This is a genomic window from Pseudomonas sp. 7SR1, from assembly GCF_900156465.1.
Taxonomy (GTDB): Bacteria; Pseudomonadota; Gammaproteobacteria; order Pseudomonadales; family Pseudomonadaceae; genus Aquipseudomonas.
This window is the reverse complement of sequence record NZ_LT707064.1, coordinates 4,203,757-4,225,247: the sequence shown is the minus strand read 5'-3', so window position 1 is coordinate 4,225,247 and position 21,491 is coordinate 4,203,757. Positions and strand designations below refer to the sequence as shown.

The window sequence follows — 21,491 nt, the reverse complement described above, 5'->3', positions numbered from 1 at the left end:
GTCTGCTCCAGGGCCTCCACCAGTGTTTCCAACGCTGCCTGCACATACCCGCAGACCCGTTGTGCGCCGATCCCGGCAGCCACCAGCACCGTCAGACTGAAGCCGCTGCCCAGGTCGTCGACGTTCAAGGTCAGCGGATAGTTGGTGCGCTCCTCGCCTTCCAGGGCCTGGATACCGCGCCATGCCTGCACCGCCGAGGTCGAGGCCGCGTCTGCGCCAGTGGCGCTGTGGCGATAGTTGAGCAAGGCGCTGAACAACGGCAATGGCGCCGCCACGGCACTGCATCGCTGGGCCAGGGCCAGAGAGGCGTGCTCATGGCCCAACAGGGCCGTCAGCCGTGCATGGGTCGCCTTGACGCCCGCCCGCACGCCCTGCTGCCCCAACGTCACGCGCAATGGCAGGGTATTGATGAACATCCCCAGCGCCCGGTCGGCGCCCTCGCCGCCCTGCATCCGGCCCATCAGCACGGTGCCGAACACCACGTCCTGCCGGCCGGACACCTTGCCCAACACCTGGGCCCAGGCCAGGTGCACCAGGCTGGCGACGCTCACCCCCGCCTGACGGGCCTGCTGGCGCAGGCGCAGATCCAGCGCCGGAGCCAGCGCTTGCCGGGCCTCGTCGATGTCGTGGTTCTGCCCCTGCACGTCCAGCAGGCCGAACGGCAATGTCGGTTCGTCCACGTCGCCGAGCATGTCACGGAAGAAGGCTTCATGCTCTTGCCGAGTCACCCCCAACCGTGCCTGCGCCACATAATTGCGATAGGGCACCGTTTCCGCCAGTCGGGCGGTCTCGCCCAGCAGGTGCGCCTGCATTTCGTGTTGCACCACCTCCAGCGCCGTATGATCCAGCGCCATATGGTGGAACAGCAAACTCGCCACCCATCGACGATTGGCCTCGTCTTGACCGTAGGCCAGGCGCATCAACGGTGCCTGGCCCACGTCCAGGCGATGCTGTCGCGGGTCGAAGCGCTGGCGCAGCTGCGTTACGGCGTCCCCGGCGGTAGGGTCGAACCGGACCTCTTCGAGGTGAAGTTTCGCCTCGCGCCAGACCACTTGCACAGGCTCATCGAGGCCTTCCCAGACCACGCTGGTGCGCAGGATGTCATGGCGATCGATCACCGCTTGCAACGCCTGGGCGAAGGCTTCCAGACGCTCACGGTCCTCGAAGGCGAACTGCGTCTGGAGGACGTACAGGTCACCCTGCTCCGCCGAGAGGTGATGATAGAGAATGCCTTCCTGCAAGGGCGCCAGGGGGTAGATGTCCTGCACGTTGCGCGCACCACCCGGCACAGTCGCCACGATGCGGTCGATGGCGTCCTGGTCCAGCACCACCAGCGGCAGCATCGACGGCGTGATCCGGGTGCTTCCCGGCAGGATGCCGTTGTCCGGCACCTCCACATCGTGACCGCTGCCAACCGCAGCGGCCAGCGCCTTCAAGGTCGGCTGGCCGAACAGTACACGGATATCCGCCGACCAGCCCAACTGGCGCATGCGTCCGATCAGGCTGACAGCCAGCAGGGAATGACCGCCCAGTTCGAAGAAATGGTCGTGACGCCCAACCTGTTCCACGCCCAGCAGCGCCTGCCAGAGCTGCGCCAGGGTGGTTTCGACGTCGCCTTGAGGGGCTTCGTAGCCACGGGTAATGACCGAGTCGAGGTCTGGCGCCGGCAAGGCCTTGCGGTCCAGCTTGCCGTTGGGGGTCAACGGCAAGGCGTCCAGGCGCACGTAGGCCACCGGGACCATGTAGTCCGGCAATTGCCCTTGCAGGTGGCTGCGCAGGGCCTCGATGTCCACAGCCCGGGACTCGGTGAAATAGGCCACCAGGCGCTTGTCCCCCGGGACATCTTCGCGAGCTTGTACCACGGCTTCTTTTACGGCCTCGTGCCCGGCGAGCCGTGCTTCGATCTCGCCCAGTTCGATACGGAAGCCACGGATCTTCACCTGATCGTCGTTACGACCCAGGTATTCGATATTGCCGTCCGGCAGGTATCTCCCCAGGTCGCCAGTCCTGTACATCCGGGCATTGGTTTCGTGGCTGAACGGGTCCTTCAGGAAGCGTTCGGCAGTCAGGTCATCACGATTGAGGTAACCGCGCGCCACACCGGCGCCGCCGATATAGATCTCTCCCGGTACGCCCAATGGCACCGGTTGGCGCTGTTCATCCAGCAGATAGAACTGGGTGTTGGCCACCGGTTTACCGATATGCGCGGCGAAACCCTCTTCGCGTGACATCGACACCCAGCTTGAATAAGTGGTGGTTTCCGATGGGCCATACAGGTTGCACAGGCGCTTGACCTGGGTTTGTTCGAACAGCGCTTCCACCAGGCTGCGCTTGAGGGCTTCGCCCGCCACGTTGACGGTCTCGACACCCTCGCTCAAGCCACCGGATTCCAGCAATGCCTTGAGGGCGGACGGTACGGTGTTGATCAAGGTGATGTCGTGCTCGCCCTGTTGCAGTTCCAGCACATTGGTGACCACGTCGATGCTGCCACCGCAGGTCAACGGCGCGAAGCACTCGTAGACCGCCAGGTCGAAGTTCAAAGAAGTGGAAAACAGCGTCTTCGACAGGGTCTGCGCATCGAAGGAACGCTGCGCCCAGGTCAGGAAGTTCACCGTGTTGCGGTGCTCGATCATCACGCCCTTGGGCAGACCGGTGGAGCCAGAGGTGTAGATCACATAGGCCAGGTGCGACGAGGTCAGTTCCGGAACCTGGGGATTCAGAACGGATTCGTCCTGCCAAAGTTCGCTACCCAGATCGATGACCGGCATCGCAGCGCCGGCCAACAATCCAAGCGTCGCCGCCTGGGCCAGCACCGCCGCCGGAGCGCTGTCTTCCAGCATGTAGGCGATCCGGTCCGCCGGGTAAGCCGGATCCAGCGGTACGTAACCGCCGCCAGCCTTGAGGATCGCCAGCAGGCCCACCACCATGTCGAGGCCGCGCTCGACGCAGATCGCCACCCGAGAATCGGGTTTTACGCCCTGCTTGCGCAGGTAATGGGCCAGGCGGTTGGCCCGCTCGTTCAATTCGCGATAAGTCAGGCGTTGCCCACGATGCAGCACCGCCAACGACTCCGGCGTGCGCTGAACTTGCGCTTCGAACAACCCGTGAATCGTCTGCTCCAGCGGGTATTCGGCCTGGGTGGCGTTGAATGTCGCCAGCAATTGCTCGAGCTCTGTGTGGGGCACGACCGACAGCCCGGATAACAAGGCCCCCGGCGTCTGCCGCAATGCCTCCATCAGGCTCGCCAGCGCCGTTTCCATATAGGCACCGACCCGTGCCGCGCCAACGCCCTCCACCGCCTGGACGGTCAGGCCGAAGTCCTCGCCCATGTCGTCCACCGACAGCATCAGTGGGTAGTTGGTGCGTTCCTCGCCACCGAGTACCTGAATACCGTTCCAGGCCGACACCGCTTCGGTCGAAGTCGCCGTACCGCTGTGGCGATAGTTGAGCAAGGCGCTGAACAATGGCGTCGGCGCAGCCACGCCGCTGCAGCGTTGCGCCAGCGCCAGGGAGGCGTGCTCATGGCCCAGCAGGGCCGTCAGCCGTGCGTGGGTCGCCTTGACCCCGGCGCGTACCGGCTGCCCTTCCACGTCGACTCGCAACGGCAAGGTGTTGATGAACATGCCCAAGGCTCGATCAGCCCCCTCGCCGCCCTGCATCCGACCCAGCAGCACGGTGCCGAACACCACATCCTGCCGGCCGGACACACGCCCCAGTACCTGCGCCCAGGCCAGATGGACCAGGCTGGCCACGCTCACCCCCAGTTGCCGGGCCTGGGAGCGCATGGCCTGGCTCAGGCTGGCCGGGAGCGTCATGAAGGCTTCCTCGACCACCTGCCCGCTGCCTTGCACTTCCTGCAAGCCAAACGGCAAGGTCGGCTCGTCGACGTCACCGAGCATTTCGCGGAAAAAGGCTTCGTGTTCCTGGCGACTCACACCCAGGCGCACCTGGGCCACGTAGTTGCGGTACGGTACCGCCTCGGGCAGGGCGTGGCCCTGGCCCAGCAGGAACGCTTGCATCTCGTGCTGCACCAGTTCCAGGGCCGCATGGTCCAGCGCCATATGGTGGAACAGCAGAAGCGCTACCCAACGCTGGTTGGGGCGATCCTCGGCGCAGACCAGCCGCAGCAACGGCGCCCGTCCCATGTCCAGGCGGTGGTGGCGGGTATCGAAGCGTTGTTGCAACTGTGCCTCGACGGCGCCCTGGGCCGGATCCAGCTGCAGCTCCTCCAGGGTCAGCACGGCCTTGTGCCAGACCACTTGCACCGGCTCGTCCAGCCCTTCCCACGCCACCGAGGTGCGCAGGATGTCATGGCGGTCGATCACCCCTTGCAGGGCCTGGAGGAAATCGTCCAGGCGAGCGCGTCGGTCGACCCCGAACAGCGCATGCAGGACATACGGATCGCCCTGCTCCGCAGCGAGGTGATGATAGAGGATGCCCTCCTGCAACGGCGCCAGGGGATAGATGTCCTGCACATTGCCCGCGCCGCCGGGCACGCTGTCGATGATCCGGTCGATCTGTTCCTGGGTAAGGCTGACCAGGGGCAACATGTCGGGGGTGATACGGAAGGCCGGGCTCAGCCAGTCGCCACCGTTTCGCTCCACCAGCTCGAGCAGTTCACGCTTATGGAGGGCAAGGCTTTCCCACAACGCGTCGTCCAGTCCTTCGTCGTCGCCCTGGATCACAAGGTTGTCGTCGTCCTGCTGGAGACGGATCGGGTGCTTGGAAAGCGCTGCCATCAATTCGCTGAATTGCATCGAGGAAACCTGCTTCGTAGTTCGGAATGGTTGACGATCGAAATCTCGTCTTTCAGGTACGGCGTCGCGCCGGAACGCATACGGCGTACAGGCCAGGGCAATGGAAGAGCGTCATGTTCAACCCAAGGAGATCCCTCTCTGGACCGTCTCCTCACAGGCCAAAAAAAATTAGAGCATTCGTTGGGGCATGTCTGTCATGGGAAGCAGGGACAAGCTCCGGCCCCGGCAGGACAGGCATTGTGTCGGGAAAAAATCGCGGCGAACGCCCTGCCGGGGGAAGCCCCCCGGCAAGGTTTTTCATCCGCGGATCGTGCGGTATGCGACTCAGATGCGGCGCTGGCGCGCCAGGGTGGGAATCTTCGTCGCGGGTACTTCGATACGCTGCACCTGCCCTACCGCCGCGGCCACCAGTGCCAGGGTCGGCTGACCGAACAGCACCCGCACATCGGCCTCCATGCCCTCCTTGCGCATGCGCTCGATCAACGTCACGGCCAGCAGGGAATGTCCCCCCAGTTCGAAGAAGTGGTCATGCCGGCCGACACGCTCGATTTTCAGCAATTCGGCCCACAGCGAGGCGAGCTTGATCTCCACCTCTCCCACGGGGGCTTCGTAGCGATGCGTGGCGAACGCCTCGCTGTCAGGGACGGGCAAGGCCTTGCGATCGAGCTTGCCATTGGGAGTCAACGGCAAGGCGTCAAGACTCACGTAGGCCGCCGGCACCATGTACTCCGGCAACTGCGCTTGCAGGTAGCCACGCAGCAGGCCCACGTCCACCGCCTGGCCTGGCGAGGGCCGGGTGAAATACGCCACCAGGCGTTTATCGCCGGGGACGTCCTCACGGGCCAGGATCACCGCCTCTTTTACCGCTTCATGCCTGGCGAGCCGTGCTTCGACCTCCCCCAGTTCGATACGGAAGCCACGGATCTTCACCTGGTCGTCGTTACGACCCAGGTATTCGATATTGCCGTCCGGCAGGTAGCGACCCAGGTCGCCGGTCTTGTACATCCGGGCGTTGGTTTCGTGGCTGAACGGGTCCTTGAGGAAACGTTCGGCGGTGAGGTCATCGCGATTGAGGTAACCGCGCGCCACACCGGCGCCGCCGATATAGATCTCTCCTGGTACACCCAACGGCACCGGTTGTCGCTGTTCATCCAGCAGATAGAACTGGGTGTTGGCCACCGGTTTACCGATATGCGCGGCGAAACCCTCTTCGCGGGACATCGATACCCAGCTTGAGTAAGTGGTGGTTTCCGATGGGCCATACAGGTTGCACAGGCGCTTGACGGAAGTCTGCTCGAACAGCGCTTCCACCAGGCTGCGCTTGAGGGCCTCGCCCGCCACGTTGACGGTCTCGACACCCTCGCCCAAGCCACCGGATTCCAGCAGTGCCTTGAGGGCCGACGGTACGGTGTTGATCAAGGTGATGTCGTGCTCGCCCTGTTGCAGTTCCAGCACATTGGCGACCACGTCGATGCTGCCACCGCAGGTCAACGGCGCGAAGCACTCGTAGACCGCCAGGTCGAAGTTCAAAGAAGTGGAAAACAGCGTCTTCGACAGGGTTTGCGCATCGAAGGAACGCTGCGCCCAGGTCAGGAAGTTCACCGTGTTGCGGTGCTCGATCATCACGCCCTTGGGCAGACCGGTGGAACCGGAGGTGTAGATCACATAGGCCAGGTGCGACGAGGTCAGTTCCGGAACCTGGGGATTCAGAACGGATTCGTCCTGCCAAAGTTCGCTGCCCAGATCGATGACCGGCATCGCAGCGCCGGCCAACAATCCAAGCGTCGCCGCCTGGGCCAGCACCGCCGCCGGGGCGCTGTCTTCCAGCATGTAGGCGATCCGGTCCGCCGGGTAAGCCGGATCCAGCGGTACGTAACCGCCGCCGGCCTTGAGGATCGCCAACAGGCCCACCACCATGTCGAGGCTTCGCTCGACACAGATCGCCACCCGGGAATCGGGTTTCACCCCCTGCTTGCGCAGGTAATGGGCCAGGCGGTTGGCCCGCTCGTTCAGTTCGCGATAGCTCAGGCGTTGTCCGCGATGCAGCACCGCCAGCGACTCCGGCGTGCGCTGAACTTGCGCTTCGAACAACCCGTGAATCGTCTGCTCCAGCGGGTATTCGGCCTGGGTGGCGTTGAAGCCCACCAGCAGTTGCTCGCGCTCCGTGGCCGGCAGCACCGATAACTGGTGCAACGGCGCTTGCGGCGTCTGCTCCAGCATCCGGACCAGACTTTCCAACGTGTGCTGCACGTACCCGCAAAGCCGCTGCGCGCCAATGCGGGCCGGGGTCATGACGGTGAAACTGAACGCCTCGCCCAGGTCGTCCACCGACAACATCAACGGGTAGTTGGTCCGCTCTTCGCCACTGAGCATCTGGATGCCGTTCCAGGCCGACACCGCTTCGGCCGAAACCGTCGTTGCGGTGTGCCGATAGTTGAGCAAGGCACTGAACAACGGCGTCGGTGCCTCCACGCCGCTGCAGCGTTGTGCCAGGGCCAACGAGGCATGTTCATGGCCGAGCAAGGCCGTCAATCGTGCATGGGCCGCCTTGACCCCGGCCCGCACGCCTTGCGCCCCCAGGCTCACCCGCACGGGCAGCGTATTGATGAACATCCCCAGCGCCCGGTCGGCCCCTTCGCCACCTTGCATCCGGCCGACCAGCACGGTACCGAACACCACGTCGTCCTGGCCCGACACCTGGCTCAAGACCTGCGCCCAGACCAGGTGATACACACTCGCCGCACTGACCCCCAACTGCCGCGCCTGGGCACGCAACCGGCGGCTCAGGTCCGCCTCGACATCCTGGCGAGCTTCCTCGATCCCGCTGCCGTCACCTTGCACATCCTGCAGACCGAACGGCAGCGTCGGCTCGTCGACGTCGCCGAGCATGTCGCGGAAAAACGCTTCGTGGGCCTCGCGGCTCACCCCCAGGCGAGCCTGGGCCACGTAGTTGCGGTACGGCACCGAGGCGGGCAAGCGCTGTGCCTGGCCCAGCATGTGTGCCTCGATTTCCGCAACCAGCACCGCCAGTGAGGTGACATCGTCCACCAGATGATGGAACAGCAACATGCCCACCCAACGTTGGTTCTCCGGGTCCTGGGCATAGGCAATCCGCATCATCGGTGCCTGGCGGATGTCCAGGCGATAGAACCTGGGGTCGAAACGCTGGTGCAGTTGGGTGGCGATATCCCCTGCGGCCGGATCCAGAACGACCGGCTCGACATTCAAACGGGCGTCGCGCCATACCACCTGCATGGGCTCGGGCAAGCCCTCCCAGAGCACACCGGTACGCAGGATATCGTGCCGGGCAATGACGGCCTGCAACGCCTGGGCGAACTGTTCGAGGCGCGCGAAACTGTCAAAACCGAACATCACGTGTTGCAGATAGGGATCACCCTGGGCGGCGGCAAGGTGGTGATACAGGATCCCCTCCTGCAGAGGTGCCAAGGCATAGATGTCCTGGACGTTGGCCACGCCACCCGGCACCCTTGCCACGATTTCATCGATGGCCGGCTGATCCAGCTCGGCCAGCGGCAGCATCCCCGGCGTAATCCGTGTGCAACCAGCCGGGATGCCATTGGCCGGTACATCGACCTCCCTGTACCCGCCGACCGCAGCGGCCAGTGCCGCCAATGTCGATTGGTCGAACAGGACGCGTGCGTCGACGCTCAGCTTGACCTGACGCATACGCTCGATCATTTTCACGGCCAACAGCGAATGACCGCCCAGCTCGAAGAAATTGTCGTGGCGGCCGACCCGTTCGATACCGAGCAAGTCCTGCCAGATCCCGGCGATGGTCGCCTCGGTTTCGCCTTGTGGAGCTTCGTACGCACGGGCCACTACCGCAGTACGATCCGGCGCTGGCAATGCCTTGCGGTCCAGCTTGCAATTGGGGGTCAGCGGCAAGGCGTCGAGGTGCACGAAAGCGCTCGGCACCATGTATTCAGGCAGCAGGTTCTGCAGATGGCCCCGCAGAGTCTCGATGTCGAGGCCCGCATCGGCGGCATGGGTCGTGAAATAGGCCACCAGGCGCTTCTCGCCGGGCTCCTCCTCACGGGCCAGTACCACGGCCTCCTTGAGGCCTGGATGTTGCGCCAGCCGCGCTTCGATCTCGCCCAGTTCGATGCGGAAACCGCGAATCTTAACCTGATCGTCGTTACGCCCCAGGTAGTCGATGTTGCCGTCCGCCAGGTAGCGGCCCAGGTCGCCGGTGCGGTACATCCGCGCATTCGGCACGGTGCTGAACGGGTCGTCGAGGAAACGCTCGGCGGTGAGTTCCGGACGATGCAGGTAACCGCGTGCCACCTGCACACCGCCGATGTAGATCTCCCCAGCCACCCCCATGGGCACCGGCTGACGATGGGCGTCCAGCAGGTAGATGCGGGTGTTGGCGATCGGCTTGCCGATGGGGGTGCTGTCGGGGGTATCGACGCCCGAGCAGTCCCAGGCCGTGACGTCCACGGCGGCTTCGGTGGGGCCGTACAGGTTGTGCAACGCCACCTGCGGCAGTTGCGCCTTGAAACGCCGCACCAGATGCCCCGGCAAGGCTTCGCCGCTGCACATCACCTGCCGCAGCCCGTCGCAGCCGTGGGCGGCGCCATGGGCCAGGAACACGTCCAGCATCGACGGTACGAAGTGCAGCGTGCTGATGCCCTGGGCCTGGATTACCTCGCACAGGTAGGCTGGGTCGCGATGCCCGCCAGGACGGGCCATCACCAGCCGGGCGCCGGTGAACAGCGGCCAGAAGAACTCCCACACCGATACGTCGAAGCTGAACGGGGTCTTCTGCAGCACCGCATCGGCAGCCGTCAACGGATAAGCGTCCTGCATCCACAGCAGGCGGTTGACCACCGCCCCATGTTCGTTCATCACGCCTTTGGGCAGGCCGGTGGAACCGGAGGTGTAGATGACATAGGCCAGATGGTCGCAGCGCAGCTCCTCGACCCTTGGATTAGCCGTCGACTGGGTCGAGAACGCGGCATCGTCCAGCAACAACGTCCGGGCATCGGTGGCGGGCAGGCGTGCCTGCAAGGCCCCCTGGGTCAGCACCACGCTCGGCGCGCAGTTGTCCAGCATGTAGGCCAGGCGATCGAGCGGGTAATCCGGATCGAGCGGCACATAAGCAGCACCGGACTTGAGAATGCCCAGCAGGCCGGCCACCATTTCCAGGCTGCGCTCGGCGCAGATCGCCACCCGATCGTCCGGGCGGATGCCCAGGGCGATCAGGCGATGGGCAACCTGGTTGGCGCGGTGGTTCAGTTGCTGGTAGCTCCATTGCTCGTCGTCAGTCACCACGGCGATGGCGTCCGGGCTGGCCTCGGCACGGGTTTCGAACAGACCGTGCAAGGTCAGGCCTCGGGGATAATCGACCGTGGTGGCATTGAACGTTTCCAGCAGGCGCTGGCGTTCAGTCATGGGCAGAATCGCCAGCTCACCCAGGGGCGTCTCCGGCGCCAGCTCCAGTGCCGTGACCAGGCTTTCGAGGGTAGTGTGCATGTAGTCGCCGACACGCCGCGCATCGGTACCGGCCAGTGCCTGCACCACCAGGCTGAAGCCTTCGCCTTCGTCATCCACCGCCAGCGCCAGGGGGTAATTGGTACGCTCTTGGCCGCCAATCGACTCGATGCCCTGCCACGCCGACAGCGCCTGGGCAGTCACCTCGACCCCGCAATGGCGATAGTTGAGCATTGAACTGAACAACGGCGTCGGTGCAACCACACCGCTGCAGCGTTGCGCCAGGGCCAGTGAGGCATGCTCATGCCCCAGCAGGCCAGTGAGACGCCTGTGGGTGGCCTTGACCCCGGCGGACACACCGTGTCCACCCAGGCTCACCCGCAATGGCAGGGTGTTGATGAACATGCCCAGTGCCCGATCGGCGCCCTCGCCCCCCTGCATCCGCCCCAACAGCACGGTGCCGAACACCACTTCGTCGCGACCGCTGACACGACCCAGTACCTGGGCCCATGCCAGGTGCATCACACTCGCCGCACTGACGCCCAACTGCCGGGCCCGGGCGCGAAGGCGGCGACACAAGCCCGCCTCCACCGCCAGCTTCACTTCCTCCACACCGGAGCCATCGCGCTGCACATCCTGCAGACCGAACGGCAGGGTCGGCTCCTGGATATCGCCAAGCATCTCGCGGAAAAAGGCTTCGTGTTCCTGCTGGCCGACACCCAGGCGCGCCTGGGCCACATAGTTGCGGTAAGGCACCGCATTGCCCAGTTCGTGCGCCTTGCCAAGCAACTGGGCCTGCATTTCACGCTCCAGGACTTCCAGCCCCGTATGGTCCAGCACCATGTGATGGAACAGGAGCATCGCGATCCAGCGTCCGTTGTCGACGTCCTCTGCGATAACCAGGCGCAACATCGGCGCCTGGCGCACATCCAGGCGCACATGCCGGGCGTCGAAACGCTCCTGCAGCTGCGCAACGACATTCCCGGCGCTCGGATCCGGTTCCAGCTCATCGACGATCAGCCGAGCCTGCCGCCATACCACCTGCACCGGTTCGTCGAGGCTTTCCCAGGCCATCGAGGTCCTGAAGATGTCGTGGCGCTCGATCACCCGCTGCAACGCGAGGATGAAGTCATCCAGGCGTGCGCGGCTGTCAAAGCCGAACAGCGTCTGCAGCACATAGGGATCACCTTTTTTCGCCGTCAGGTGGTGATACAGGATGCCTTCCTGCAGGGGCGCCAGGGGGTAGATGTCCTGCACGTTTTGCGTGCCTCCCGGCACGCTTGCCACGATCCGATCGATGGCCTCCTGGCTCAATGCAGCCAGTGGCAACATGTCCGGGGTGATTCGCTCGCACCCTTGGACGATGGCATTGGCCGGTACCACCACCTCGCGGTGTCCGCCCACGGCGGCTGCCAGTGCCCGCAGCGTCGGTTGGCTGAACAGGACCCGCACGTCCACGGCCATCTCGGCCTGGCGCATGCGCTCGATCAGCCTCATCGCCAGCAGCGAATGGCCGCCCAGTTCGAAGAAGTTGTCGTGACGCCCCACACGCTCGACGTTCAACAACTCGGCCCACAGGCCGGCCAGCGCTTGCTCGACCTCGCCCTGGGGGGCCTCGTAGGCCTGGCTGGCGTACGCCTCCGCCGCCGGCACCGGCAAGGCCTTGCGGTCCACCTTGCCGTTCAGTGTCAAGGGGAACGCCGGCATCAGGACAAACGCGGCAGGTACCATGTATTCGGCCAGGGTGGCGGACAACTGCTCGCGTAACGCCGCCACGGTGAGGCTGTCCTCAGGCTGTGCAATGAGGTACGCCACCAGGCGTTTCTCTCCCGGCTCGTCGGCCCGCACCATGACCACCGCGTCCTTCACGCCGTCACAGGCGACGAGCCTGGCCTCGATCTCTCCCAGTTCCACACGGAACCCGCGGACCTTGACCTGATCGTCGTTTCGTCCCAGGCACTCCAGATTGCCCTCGGGCAGCCAGCGGCCCAGGTCACCGGTGCGGTAAAGCAGCGCGCCGGGCTCGGGGCTGAACGGATCGGCGATGAACTTCTCCGCGCTCAGGTCCGCTCGGTTCAAGTACCCCTTGGCCACGCCCTTGCCGCCGATGCAGATCTCGCCGACCACACCCAGGGGCGCCAGCCGCTGGCGTGCATCCAGTACGTAGACCCGGGTATTGGAGATGGGCCCGCCAATGGGCACGCTTTGCGCGTGCTCGGCCACAGCCTTGACTTCCAGGGTCGTGGCGTAGGTGGTGGTTTCGGTCGGACCGTAGCAATGCACCAGGCGCAAGCCCGGCGCCAGGCTCAACAAGCGTCGGAAGGAGGCCGCGTCGGCGCGTTCGCCACCGCACAAAAGAATGCGCAAGCCGCCGATGGCTTCGGGGATCAGTTGCACGTACTGGTTGAAAATGGCCGTGGTCACGAACAGCACCGTGACGCCCGTATCGACCAGGACCTGGGCGAACCGCGCTGGTTCGAGGAGGGTTTCATGGTCGATCACCACCACCTGCCCGCCGTTGAGCAGCGCGCCCCAGACATCCATGGTGCTGGCGTCGAACGCCGGATTGGAGGCAAAGGCGATTCGGTCGTGGGCATTGAAATCGGCGTAGCCGTTGTTGATCACCAGCCGGTTGATGGCCCGGTGGGGAACCAGGACACCTTTGGGCTGCCCTGTCGAACCCGAGGTATACATGATGTAGGCAATCGATTCACTGGACTGCGCCAGTGCCGGATTGTGGATCGGGCCTTGCAGGGTCAAGGTGTCCAGCTCGACGCGAGAGGTGCCCTCGGGGGCGACTTCGGTACTGAAGGTGAGCAAGACCTTCGCCCGGCAATCCTCCAGCATGAAGCCCTGGCGCTCCAACGAAGCGTTGCGATCCAGGGGCACATAGGCCGCCGCGCATTTGAGGACCGCCAACTGGCCGACCAGCAGGTCGATCGAGCGCGGCAGCAGGATCGCGACGCAGTCGTCCGGTTGCACGCCGAGTCCCAACAGGTAATGGGCCAGGCGATTGGCTCGCTCGTTCAGTTGCGCATAACTGACCTGTCGCTGCCCATGCACCGCCGCGACCGCCTGGGGCAGGTGTGCAACCTGGGCCTCGAACAGCGCCAGGACGGTCTGGTCCTGCGGATAAGGGCGATCGGTGGCGTTGAAATCCGCCAGCAACAGGTCGCGTTCGGTTTGCGGCAGGATCTCCAGACGGTCGAGGGGCATGCGCGGCGCTTGCTCGAGGGCTTGTACCAGGCCTTCGAGCGCGGTGTGCATATAGGCACAGATGCGCTGCGCACCTATTCCCTGGACGACAAGGGTGCTCAACATGAAGCCTTCGCCCAAGTCATCCACCGACAGGGTCAGCGGGTAGTTGGTACGTTCCTCGCTGCCAAGGACTTCCATGCCCTGCCAGGCATCCCGGGCCTCGACCGAGGTCGCATCGGCCGCGCTGTGCCGGTAGTTCAGCAACGCGCTGAACAGCGGGGCCGGTGAAGCCACGCCGCTGCAACGCTGGGCCAGGGCCAGGGACGCATGCTCGTGGCCGAGCAAGGCAGTCAGTCGCCCATGGGTAGCCTTGACGCCGGCCAGCACGCCCTGTGCTTGCAGATCGACCCGCAGCGGCAACGTATTGATGAACATGCCCAGGGCCCGGTCGGCGCCCTCGCCGCCCTGCATCCGCCCCATCAGCACCGTGCCGAAGACAACATCCTGGCGTCCGGACAACCGTCCCAGCACCTGGGCCCACGCCAGGTGATGCAGGCTGGCCGCACTGACACCGATTCGCCGCGCCTGTGCCCGCAGCCGGCGGCTCAAGCCGGCTTCCACCGCGAGCTTCGCCTCCTCGATGCCAAGGCCGTCACCCTGGACCTGTTGCAAGCCCAAGGGCAGCGTCGGTTCGTCGACGTCGCCCAGCATGTCGCGGAAAAATGCCTCGTGCTCCTGCTCGCTGACACCCAGGCGAGCCTGGGCCACATAGTTTCGGTACGGCATCGCCTCGCCGAGCCGATCGGCCTGGCCGAGCAGGAGCATCTGCATCTCCTGTTGCACCACTTCCAGCGCGGTATGGTCCAGCGCGATATGGTGGAACAGCAGCATCGCCACCCAGCGCTGGTTGACCGGGTCATGGGCATGGCGCAGGCATATCAGCGGAGCCTGGCGAATGTCCAGGCAATGGTGCCGGGAGTCGAAGCGCGAATGGAGCTGGGTCACGGCATCGGCGCCTCCGGTTTCCAGCGTGACGGCTTCGACACTCAACGCGGCCCTGCGCCAGACCACCTGGATCGGCTGTTCCAGGCCCTCCCACAACACCGCCGTGCGCAGGATATCGTGACGATCGATAACGCCTTGCAGCGCCTGCGCGAAGGCCTCGATACGCGCTTCGCTGTGGAAGGCGAACATCGCCTGGAGCACGTAGGGATCGCCCTGCCGCGCCGCGATATGGTGGTAGAGAATGCCTTCCTGCAGCGGCGCCAGCGGGTAGATGTCCTGTACGTTGGACACACCGCCCGGCACGCTGGCGACGATCTGGTCGATCGCCTCCTGGGTCAACGACACCAGCGGCAACAGGTCAGGCGTGATCCGTTCGCAGCCGCAGGTGATTGCGTTGGCCGGGACCTCGACCTCATTGCCGCCGCCCACCGCCGCGGCCAGGGCCGCCAGGGTCGGCTGGCCGAACAGTACGCGGACATCGGCACTCAAGCCGACCTGGCGCATCTGTTCGATCAGGTTGACCGCCAGCAACGAATGGCCGCCCAGCTCGAAGAAATGATCGTGGCGCCCCACCCGCTCCACATGCAGGACCTGCCTCCACAGGCGGGCCAGGGTGTTTTCGACCTCCCCCACGGGGGCTTCGTAGCCCCGGCTGACGATCGAAGCCTGGTCCGGCACCGGCAAGGCCCTGCGGTCCAGCTTGCCATTGGAGGTGAGGGGCAAGGCCTGGAGCTGTACATAGGCCGCCGGCACCATGTAGTCCGGCAAGCGACTTTGCAGATGAGCGCGCAGGGCTTCGATATCCACCGCCTCGTCGCTGGAGCGCAGCGTGAAATACGCCACCAGGCGTTTCTCCCCAGGCGCGTCCTCGCGAACCAGCACCACGGCTTCCTTCACGTCATGGTGTTGGGCCAACCGGGCTTCGATCTCCCCCGGCTCGATACGGAAACCACGGATCTTCACCTGGCCGTCGTTACGGCCCAGGTACTCGATGTTGCCGTCGGCCAGGAAACGTCCCAGGTCTCCGGTGCGGTACATCAGGGCCCCGGGTCGCTGGCTGAAGGGATCGGTGAGGAATTTCTCGACCGTCAGTTCCGGACGGTTCAGGTAGCCCTTGGCGACGCCCATGCCGCCGATGTACAGCTCACCCGCCACGCCCTGCGGCACAGGCCGCTGTTGGGCGTCGAGAATGTAGACCCGGGTGTTGCCCAAGGGGCGACCGATGGGAATGCTGCCCTCGCCGACCGCCTTGATCTCGTACGTGGTGGTGAAGGTAGTGGCTTCCGTGGGACCGTAGCCGTTGAGCAGGTGAACCGGGGCGCCTTCCTTCAAGACGCGCCCGATCACCGCCGGGTCGAGTACATCGCCGCCCACGATCAGGTAGCGCAAGCGGGCGAAAGCCGTCATCAGGCTGGCCGCGTATTGATGGAACAGCCCCGCAGTCATCCACAACACACTCACCGATTGCTCGATCAGCAGCGTGCGCAGGCGCTCCTGGGACAGCAGCACTTGCTGCTCGACCACCACCACGCACCCGCCGTTGAGCAAGGGGGCCCAGACGTCCAGGGTGCTGGCGTCGAAGGCGGGATTGGAGGCAAAGGCCACCCGGTCCCGCTCGTTGAAATCGGCATAGCCGTTATTGATCACCAGCCGACTGATGGCCCGGTGCGGTACCAGCACGCCCTTGGGCGTGCCCGTGGATCCGGAGGTGTACATGATGTAGGCCGGCGCTTCACTCGACTGTGGCGGCGGCTCGGCGTGGGCCGGCTGCCCGCCAAGGTCGATGGTGTCCAGGTCCACGCGGCGCACGTGCGACGGCAACGCCTCGGCGCTGAGGGTCAGCGCCAGCACCGCGCAACTGTCCTGGATCATGAACCCCTGGCGCTCGGCGGGCGCGTTGACGTCCAGCGGCACATAGACCGCCGCGCACTTGAGGACCGCCAACTGGCTGACCAACAGTTCGAGCGAACGAGGCAGCAGCAGGGCCACGCTTTCACCGGCCTGCAGGCCAAGCCCCATCAGATGGGCCGCCAGGCGGTCGGACTGGCAATCCAGTTCACCATAGGTCAGGGTTCGTCCGCCCTGCACCGCTGCCGGCGCATCCGGCCGGGCCCGGGCCTGAGCCTGGAACAAAACCTGGATCGGCTGTTCCCGGGGATAATCGCGGTCGCTGTCGTTGAAACCCAGCAACACACGTTCCCGCTCCGCCGCCGGCAGCCATGACAGGCTTTTGAGCATCGCCCCGGGGCTTGACTCCAGGGCGCCGACCAGGCTTTCAACGGCCGCCAGCATGTATTCGCCTATGCGCTGCGCACCGATGAGCGCACTGGCCTGCACCGTCAGGGCAAACGCGTCGGAGAAATCGTCCACCGAGAGAGTCAGCGGGTAGTTGGTGCGTTCTTCCGCACTCAGGGCTTCGATCCCCTCCCAGGCCTGGCTCGCTTCCACAGGCAGGACTTGAGCCGCGCTGGCGCTGTGGCGGTAGTTCAACAGCGTACTGAACAGCGGCGCCGGGGCCGCCACGCCGCTGCAACGTTGCGCCAGGGCCAGGGATGCGTATTCGTGGCCCAGCAGGCTGCTCAGCCAGCCGTGGGTGCTCTTCACCCCATCGCGGACACTCTGCGCCCCTACACCGACCCGCAGCGGCAGGGTATTGATGAACATGCCCAGCGCCCGGCTCATGCTTTCGCCCGCCTGCATCCGCCCCAGCATCACCGTGCCGAACACCACGTCCTCGCGGCCCGAGACGCAGCCCAGTACCTGGGCCCAGGCGAGATGGAAAATACTCGCCGCGCTCACCCCGAGCTGTCGCGCGTGCCCGCGCAAGCGCCGACCGAGGTCCAGAGGCACTGCCAGGTGATGTTCCTCGATGGCAGTGCCGTCCCCCAGTACATCCTGTTGGCCGAAGGGCAGCGTCGGCTCCTCGACGTCGCCAAGCATCTTGCGGAAGAACGCCTCGTCGGCCTGCCGCTGGCCGGCCTGACGGGTGCGGGCCACATAGTTGCGGTAAGGGATGGCAGGCTGCAACTGATCAGCCTGCCCCATCAGGCAAGCCTGCATTTCGCTCTGCACGACCGTCAGGGCCGCGTGGTCCAGGGCCATGTGATGGAACAGCAGCATGGCGGCCCAGCGCTGGTGTACGGTGTCTTCGGCGACCACCAGCAACAGCAACGGCGCCTGGCTGACATCCAGGCGATAGTGGCGAGGATCGAAGCGCGCCTGCAATTGCGCCATCGCATCGCCCTCGCCCAGCTCGGCGCTGATGTCCTTGACACCCAGCCGGGCCTGGCGCCAGACCACCTGGACCGGCTCTTCCAGCCCTTCGCGGACGATGGCGGTGCGCAGGATGTCGTGTCGGTCGATCACGCTTTGCAAGGCATCGACAAAATCCGCCAGGCGCTCACGCCGAGCGATGCTGAACCGTGCCTGCAGGACATACGGGTCGCCCTGGGTCGCCATCAGGTGGTGATAGAGAATCCCCTCCTGCAACGGCGCCAGCGGGTAAATGTCCTGCACATTGGGCGCACCGCCCGGAACCGTGGCAACGATGCGGTCGATGGCGCTCTGGTCCAGGCTCACCAGCGGCAGCATCTGCGGCGTGATGCGCGTGCAGCCGGCGGGGATGGCGTTGGGGGCGACGTCGGGTTCGCCGCCCTGGTTGGCATCGTATTGGCCGGCCTGGATCAACGAGATCAGTGCGCTCTTGTGTTCGCGCAGCAAGGCCAGTACCGCAGGCTCGCTCAGCGATTGTTTTCGGCCCCGCACCACGAGCTGATCGCCCTTGACTGAAAGCTGTACGTCTTTCTCTCTTAGTGTCGCCAACAGTTCGATCACACTCACAGGACAATCTCCATTTTTTCTGTCGTTGCCGCGTATTCCGAGAGCGTTGGCCGCTCGAATAACGTCCGCACATCCGCTTCCATGCCTTCCTGGCGCATCCGCTCCATCAGGCTGACGGCGAGCAGGGAATGCCCGCCCAGTTCGAAGAAATGATCGTGACGACCGACACGCTCTACGTTGAGCACTTCAGCCCACAACTGGGCCAGGGTGATTTCGGTGTCGCCGACCGGCGCTTCATAGCCACGGCTGATGAACGCCCCCAGGTCCGGCGCCGGCAGCGTCTTGCGGTCGAGCTTGCCGTTGGGGGTCAGGGGCATCGCGTCCAGGCAGACGTAGGCCACCGGTACCATGAAGGCGGGCAGTTGTGCCTGCAGGTACAGGCGCAGCGCTTCGATGCCCAGTGCTTCGTCTGCCGGGTACTGGGTGAAATAGGCCACCAGGCGCTTCTCCCCCAGAACGTCTTCACGGGCCAGCACCGCCGCTTCCTTCACCGCCTCGTGCTGGGCGAGCCTGGCTTCGATTTCGCCCAGTTCGATACGGAAACCGCGGATCTTCACCTGGTCGTCGTTGCGCCCCAGGTACTGCAGGGTACCGTCGGGCAACCAGCGACCGATGTCTCCGGTCTTGTACAAGCGGGCATCGGCCTGGCCGTAGAACGGATCGGCCATGAAGCGGGTTTGGTTGAGCTCCGGCCGGTTCAGGTAGCCACGCGCCACACCGACACCGCCGATGTGAATCTCGCCCGGCACCCCCACCGGCAACAGCTGGCCGTGGTGGTCCAGCACGTGCAGCTGCATGTTGCGGATGGGCCGGCCAATCGGGATCGACTGGTCCCGGTAGGTTTCCAGATGGCTATCCACGATGTGCCAGGCAACCACGTCGCTGCACTCGGTCGGCCCGTAGCTGTTGATCACCGTTGGCCGTGGCTGCGGCAGTTTCTCCAGCAGGGCGACCTGGATCGGCTCGCCGCCCAGGACCACCCGCTTCAGGCAGGCCAGTGCCTGCTGATGGTCGGCGTCCACCAGCGCATGGAACGCGCTGGGCGACATGTTGAGGTGAGTGATCCCGGCCTCGGCGACCTGGGCGACGATGGCACCTGGATTGAAGGGTTCTTCAGCCAGATGCAGCGTGGCGCCCACCATGAGCGGTGCCAGGATGTTCTTCTGGGTCAGGTCGAAGTTGTAGGAAGAGGCCAACAGCACTGCATCGCCGGCATGGAACGCCAGGTCCTCGAGGTACCAGTCCATCAGGTTGCGCAGGCCGCGACGCTCCACCATCACGCCCTTGGGCAGTCCGGTCGAACCGGAGGTGTAGATGACATAGGCCAGATGGTCAGGTGTCAGGCCTGTCACGTGCGGGTTGTGATCCGGCTCGTCCAGCCATGGGCCGGCGTCCAGGTCGATCAGGGGCACCTGGGCGTCCGACAGCAGCGCCCGGGTACCGGCCTGGGTCAGCACCGCAACCGGCGCGCTGTCCTGCAGCATGAACGCAAGGCGCTCGGCCGGATAAGCCGGATCCAGGGGGACATACCCCCCGCCGGCCTTGAGCACCGCCAGCAGTCCTACCACCATGTCGACACTGCGCTCGACGCAGATCGCCACCCGCGAATCCCCTTCCACGCCCTGCTTGCGCAGATAATGGGCCAGCCGGTTGGCTCGCTCGTTCAACTGGCGATAGGTCAGCCGCTGTGCGCCACCGTGCACGGCCAGGTCATCCGGCGTACGCTGTGCCTGCGCCTCGAACGACGCCTGAATGGCTGGTTGCTGCCGTGGGGCGTCGGCTTGGTGGGCATTGAACTCGGCCAGCAGCCTGTGGCGCTCGCCAGGCGGCAGGATCGACAGCTGATGCAGTGGCGCCTGAGGAGACTGTTCGAGCATCTCGATCAGCCTTTCCAGGGTCTGGCGCACATAACCACACATCCGCTGGGCACCGATGCGCGCAGGCGTCATCACAGTGAAGCTGAACGCCTCGCCCTGGTCGTCCACCGCCAGCGTCAAGGGATAGTTGGTCCGCTCTTCGCCACTGAGCATCTGGATACCGTCCCAGGCCGACAACGCCTCGGTGGTGGTGATCGCACCCGTGTGCCGATAATTGAGCAAGGCACTGAACAGTGGCGTCGGCGCTTCCACGCCGCTGCAACGTTGCGCCAGTGCCAGCGAGGCGTGCTCGTGCCCCAGCAAGGCGGTCAGCCGCGCATGGGTCGTGGTCACACCGGCACGCACATCGGTTTGCAGGCTGACCCGCAGTGGCAGCGTATTGATGAACATCCCCAGCGCCCGGTCGGCCCCCTCGCCGCCTTGCATCCGGCCCATCAGGACGGTACCGAACACCACCTCTTCGCGGCCCGACACCTTGCCCAGCACCTGGGCCCAGACCAGGTGGTACAGGCTCGCCGCGCTCACACCGAGCAGACGGGCCTGGGCCCGCAATCGGCGGCTCAGGTCGGCCTCGACAAGCTGTCCGGCCTCCTCGATCCCGCTGCCATCGCCTTGCACATCCTGCAAACCGAACGGCAATGTCGGCTCGTCGACGTCGCCAAGCATGTCGCGGAAAAACGCTTCGTGGGCCTCGCGGCTCACCCCCAGGCGAGCCTGGGCCACGTAGTTGCGGTACGGCACCGACGCCGGCAAGCGATCTGCCCGCCCGAGCATGTGCGCCTCGATCTCGGCGGACAGTGCCGCCAGGGACGTGGCGTCGTCCACCAGATGATGGAACAGCAGCATACCCACCCAGCGCTGGTTCGCCGGGTCCTGGGCATAGGCGACCCGTATCAGCGGTGCCTGGCGAATGTCCAGGCGGTAGTGCCTGGGGTCGAAGCGCTGGTGCAACTGCGCGGCGACATCGCCCGCCGCCGGGTCCAGCTCCACCGACTCCACCACCATCCGGGCGTCACGCCAGACCACCTGCACGGGCTCGGCCAGGTCCTCCCAGAGCACACTCGTACGCAAGATGTCATGCCGGGCGACGACCGATTGGAACGCGTGGGTAAACGCCTCCAGTCGGGCGAAGGTGTCGAACGCGAACATCATGTATTGCAGATAGGGATCGCCCTGGGCGGCGGCGAGGTGGTGATAAAGGATACCTTCCTGCAGCGGTGCCAGGGCATAGATGTCCTGTACGTTGGCCAAGCCGCCCGGCACCATCGCCACCACGCGGTCGATCTCGTCCTGGCTCAGGGTCGCCAGAGGCAACAGCTCTGGCGTGATCCGTCGACAGTCCGAGGCAATACGATTGGCC

The 21,491-nt window shown here is 65.1% G+C and carries 2 protein-coding genes and 1 pseudogene (1 of these 3 running past the window's edge); all 3 read right to left on the bottom strand.

Annotated elements, in window-relative coordinates; genetic code table 11:
- Nucleotides 1–2: 2 nt before the first annotated feature.
- Nucleotides 3–4,550, bottom strand: a pseudogene (locus tag BW992_RS27585) (amino acid adenylation domain-containing protein); the annotation flags it as partial.
- A gap of 531 nt (nucleotides 4,551–5,081) precedes the next feature.
- Entirely contained in the window at nucleotides 5,082–18,254 is a 13,173-nt protein-coding gene (locus BW992_RS19020; RefSeq protein ID WP_076406915.1) for a non-ribosomal peptide synthetase, read from the bottom strand.
- On the bottom strand, nucleotides 18,251–21,491 hold the final stretch of the coding sequence (locus BW992_RS19010; RefSeq protein WP_083714580.1) for a non-ribosomal peptide synthetase. 25,826 nt of this gene lie beyond the right edge of the window; only the last 3,241 of its 29,067 coding nucleotides appear in the window; its start codon lies beyond the right edge, outside the window — the gene reads right to left on this strand; its stop codon occupies nucleotides 18,251–18,253. The genes BW992_RS19020 and BW992_RS19010 overlap by 4 nt, the downstream gene beginning before the upstream one ends.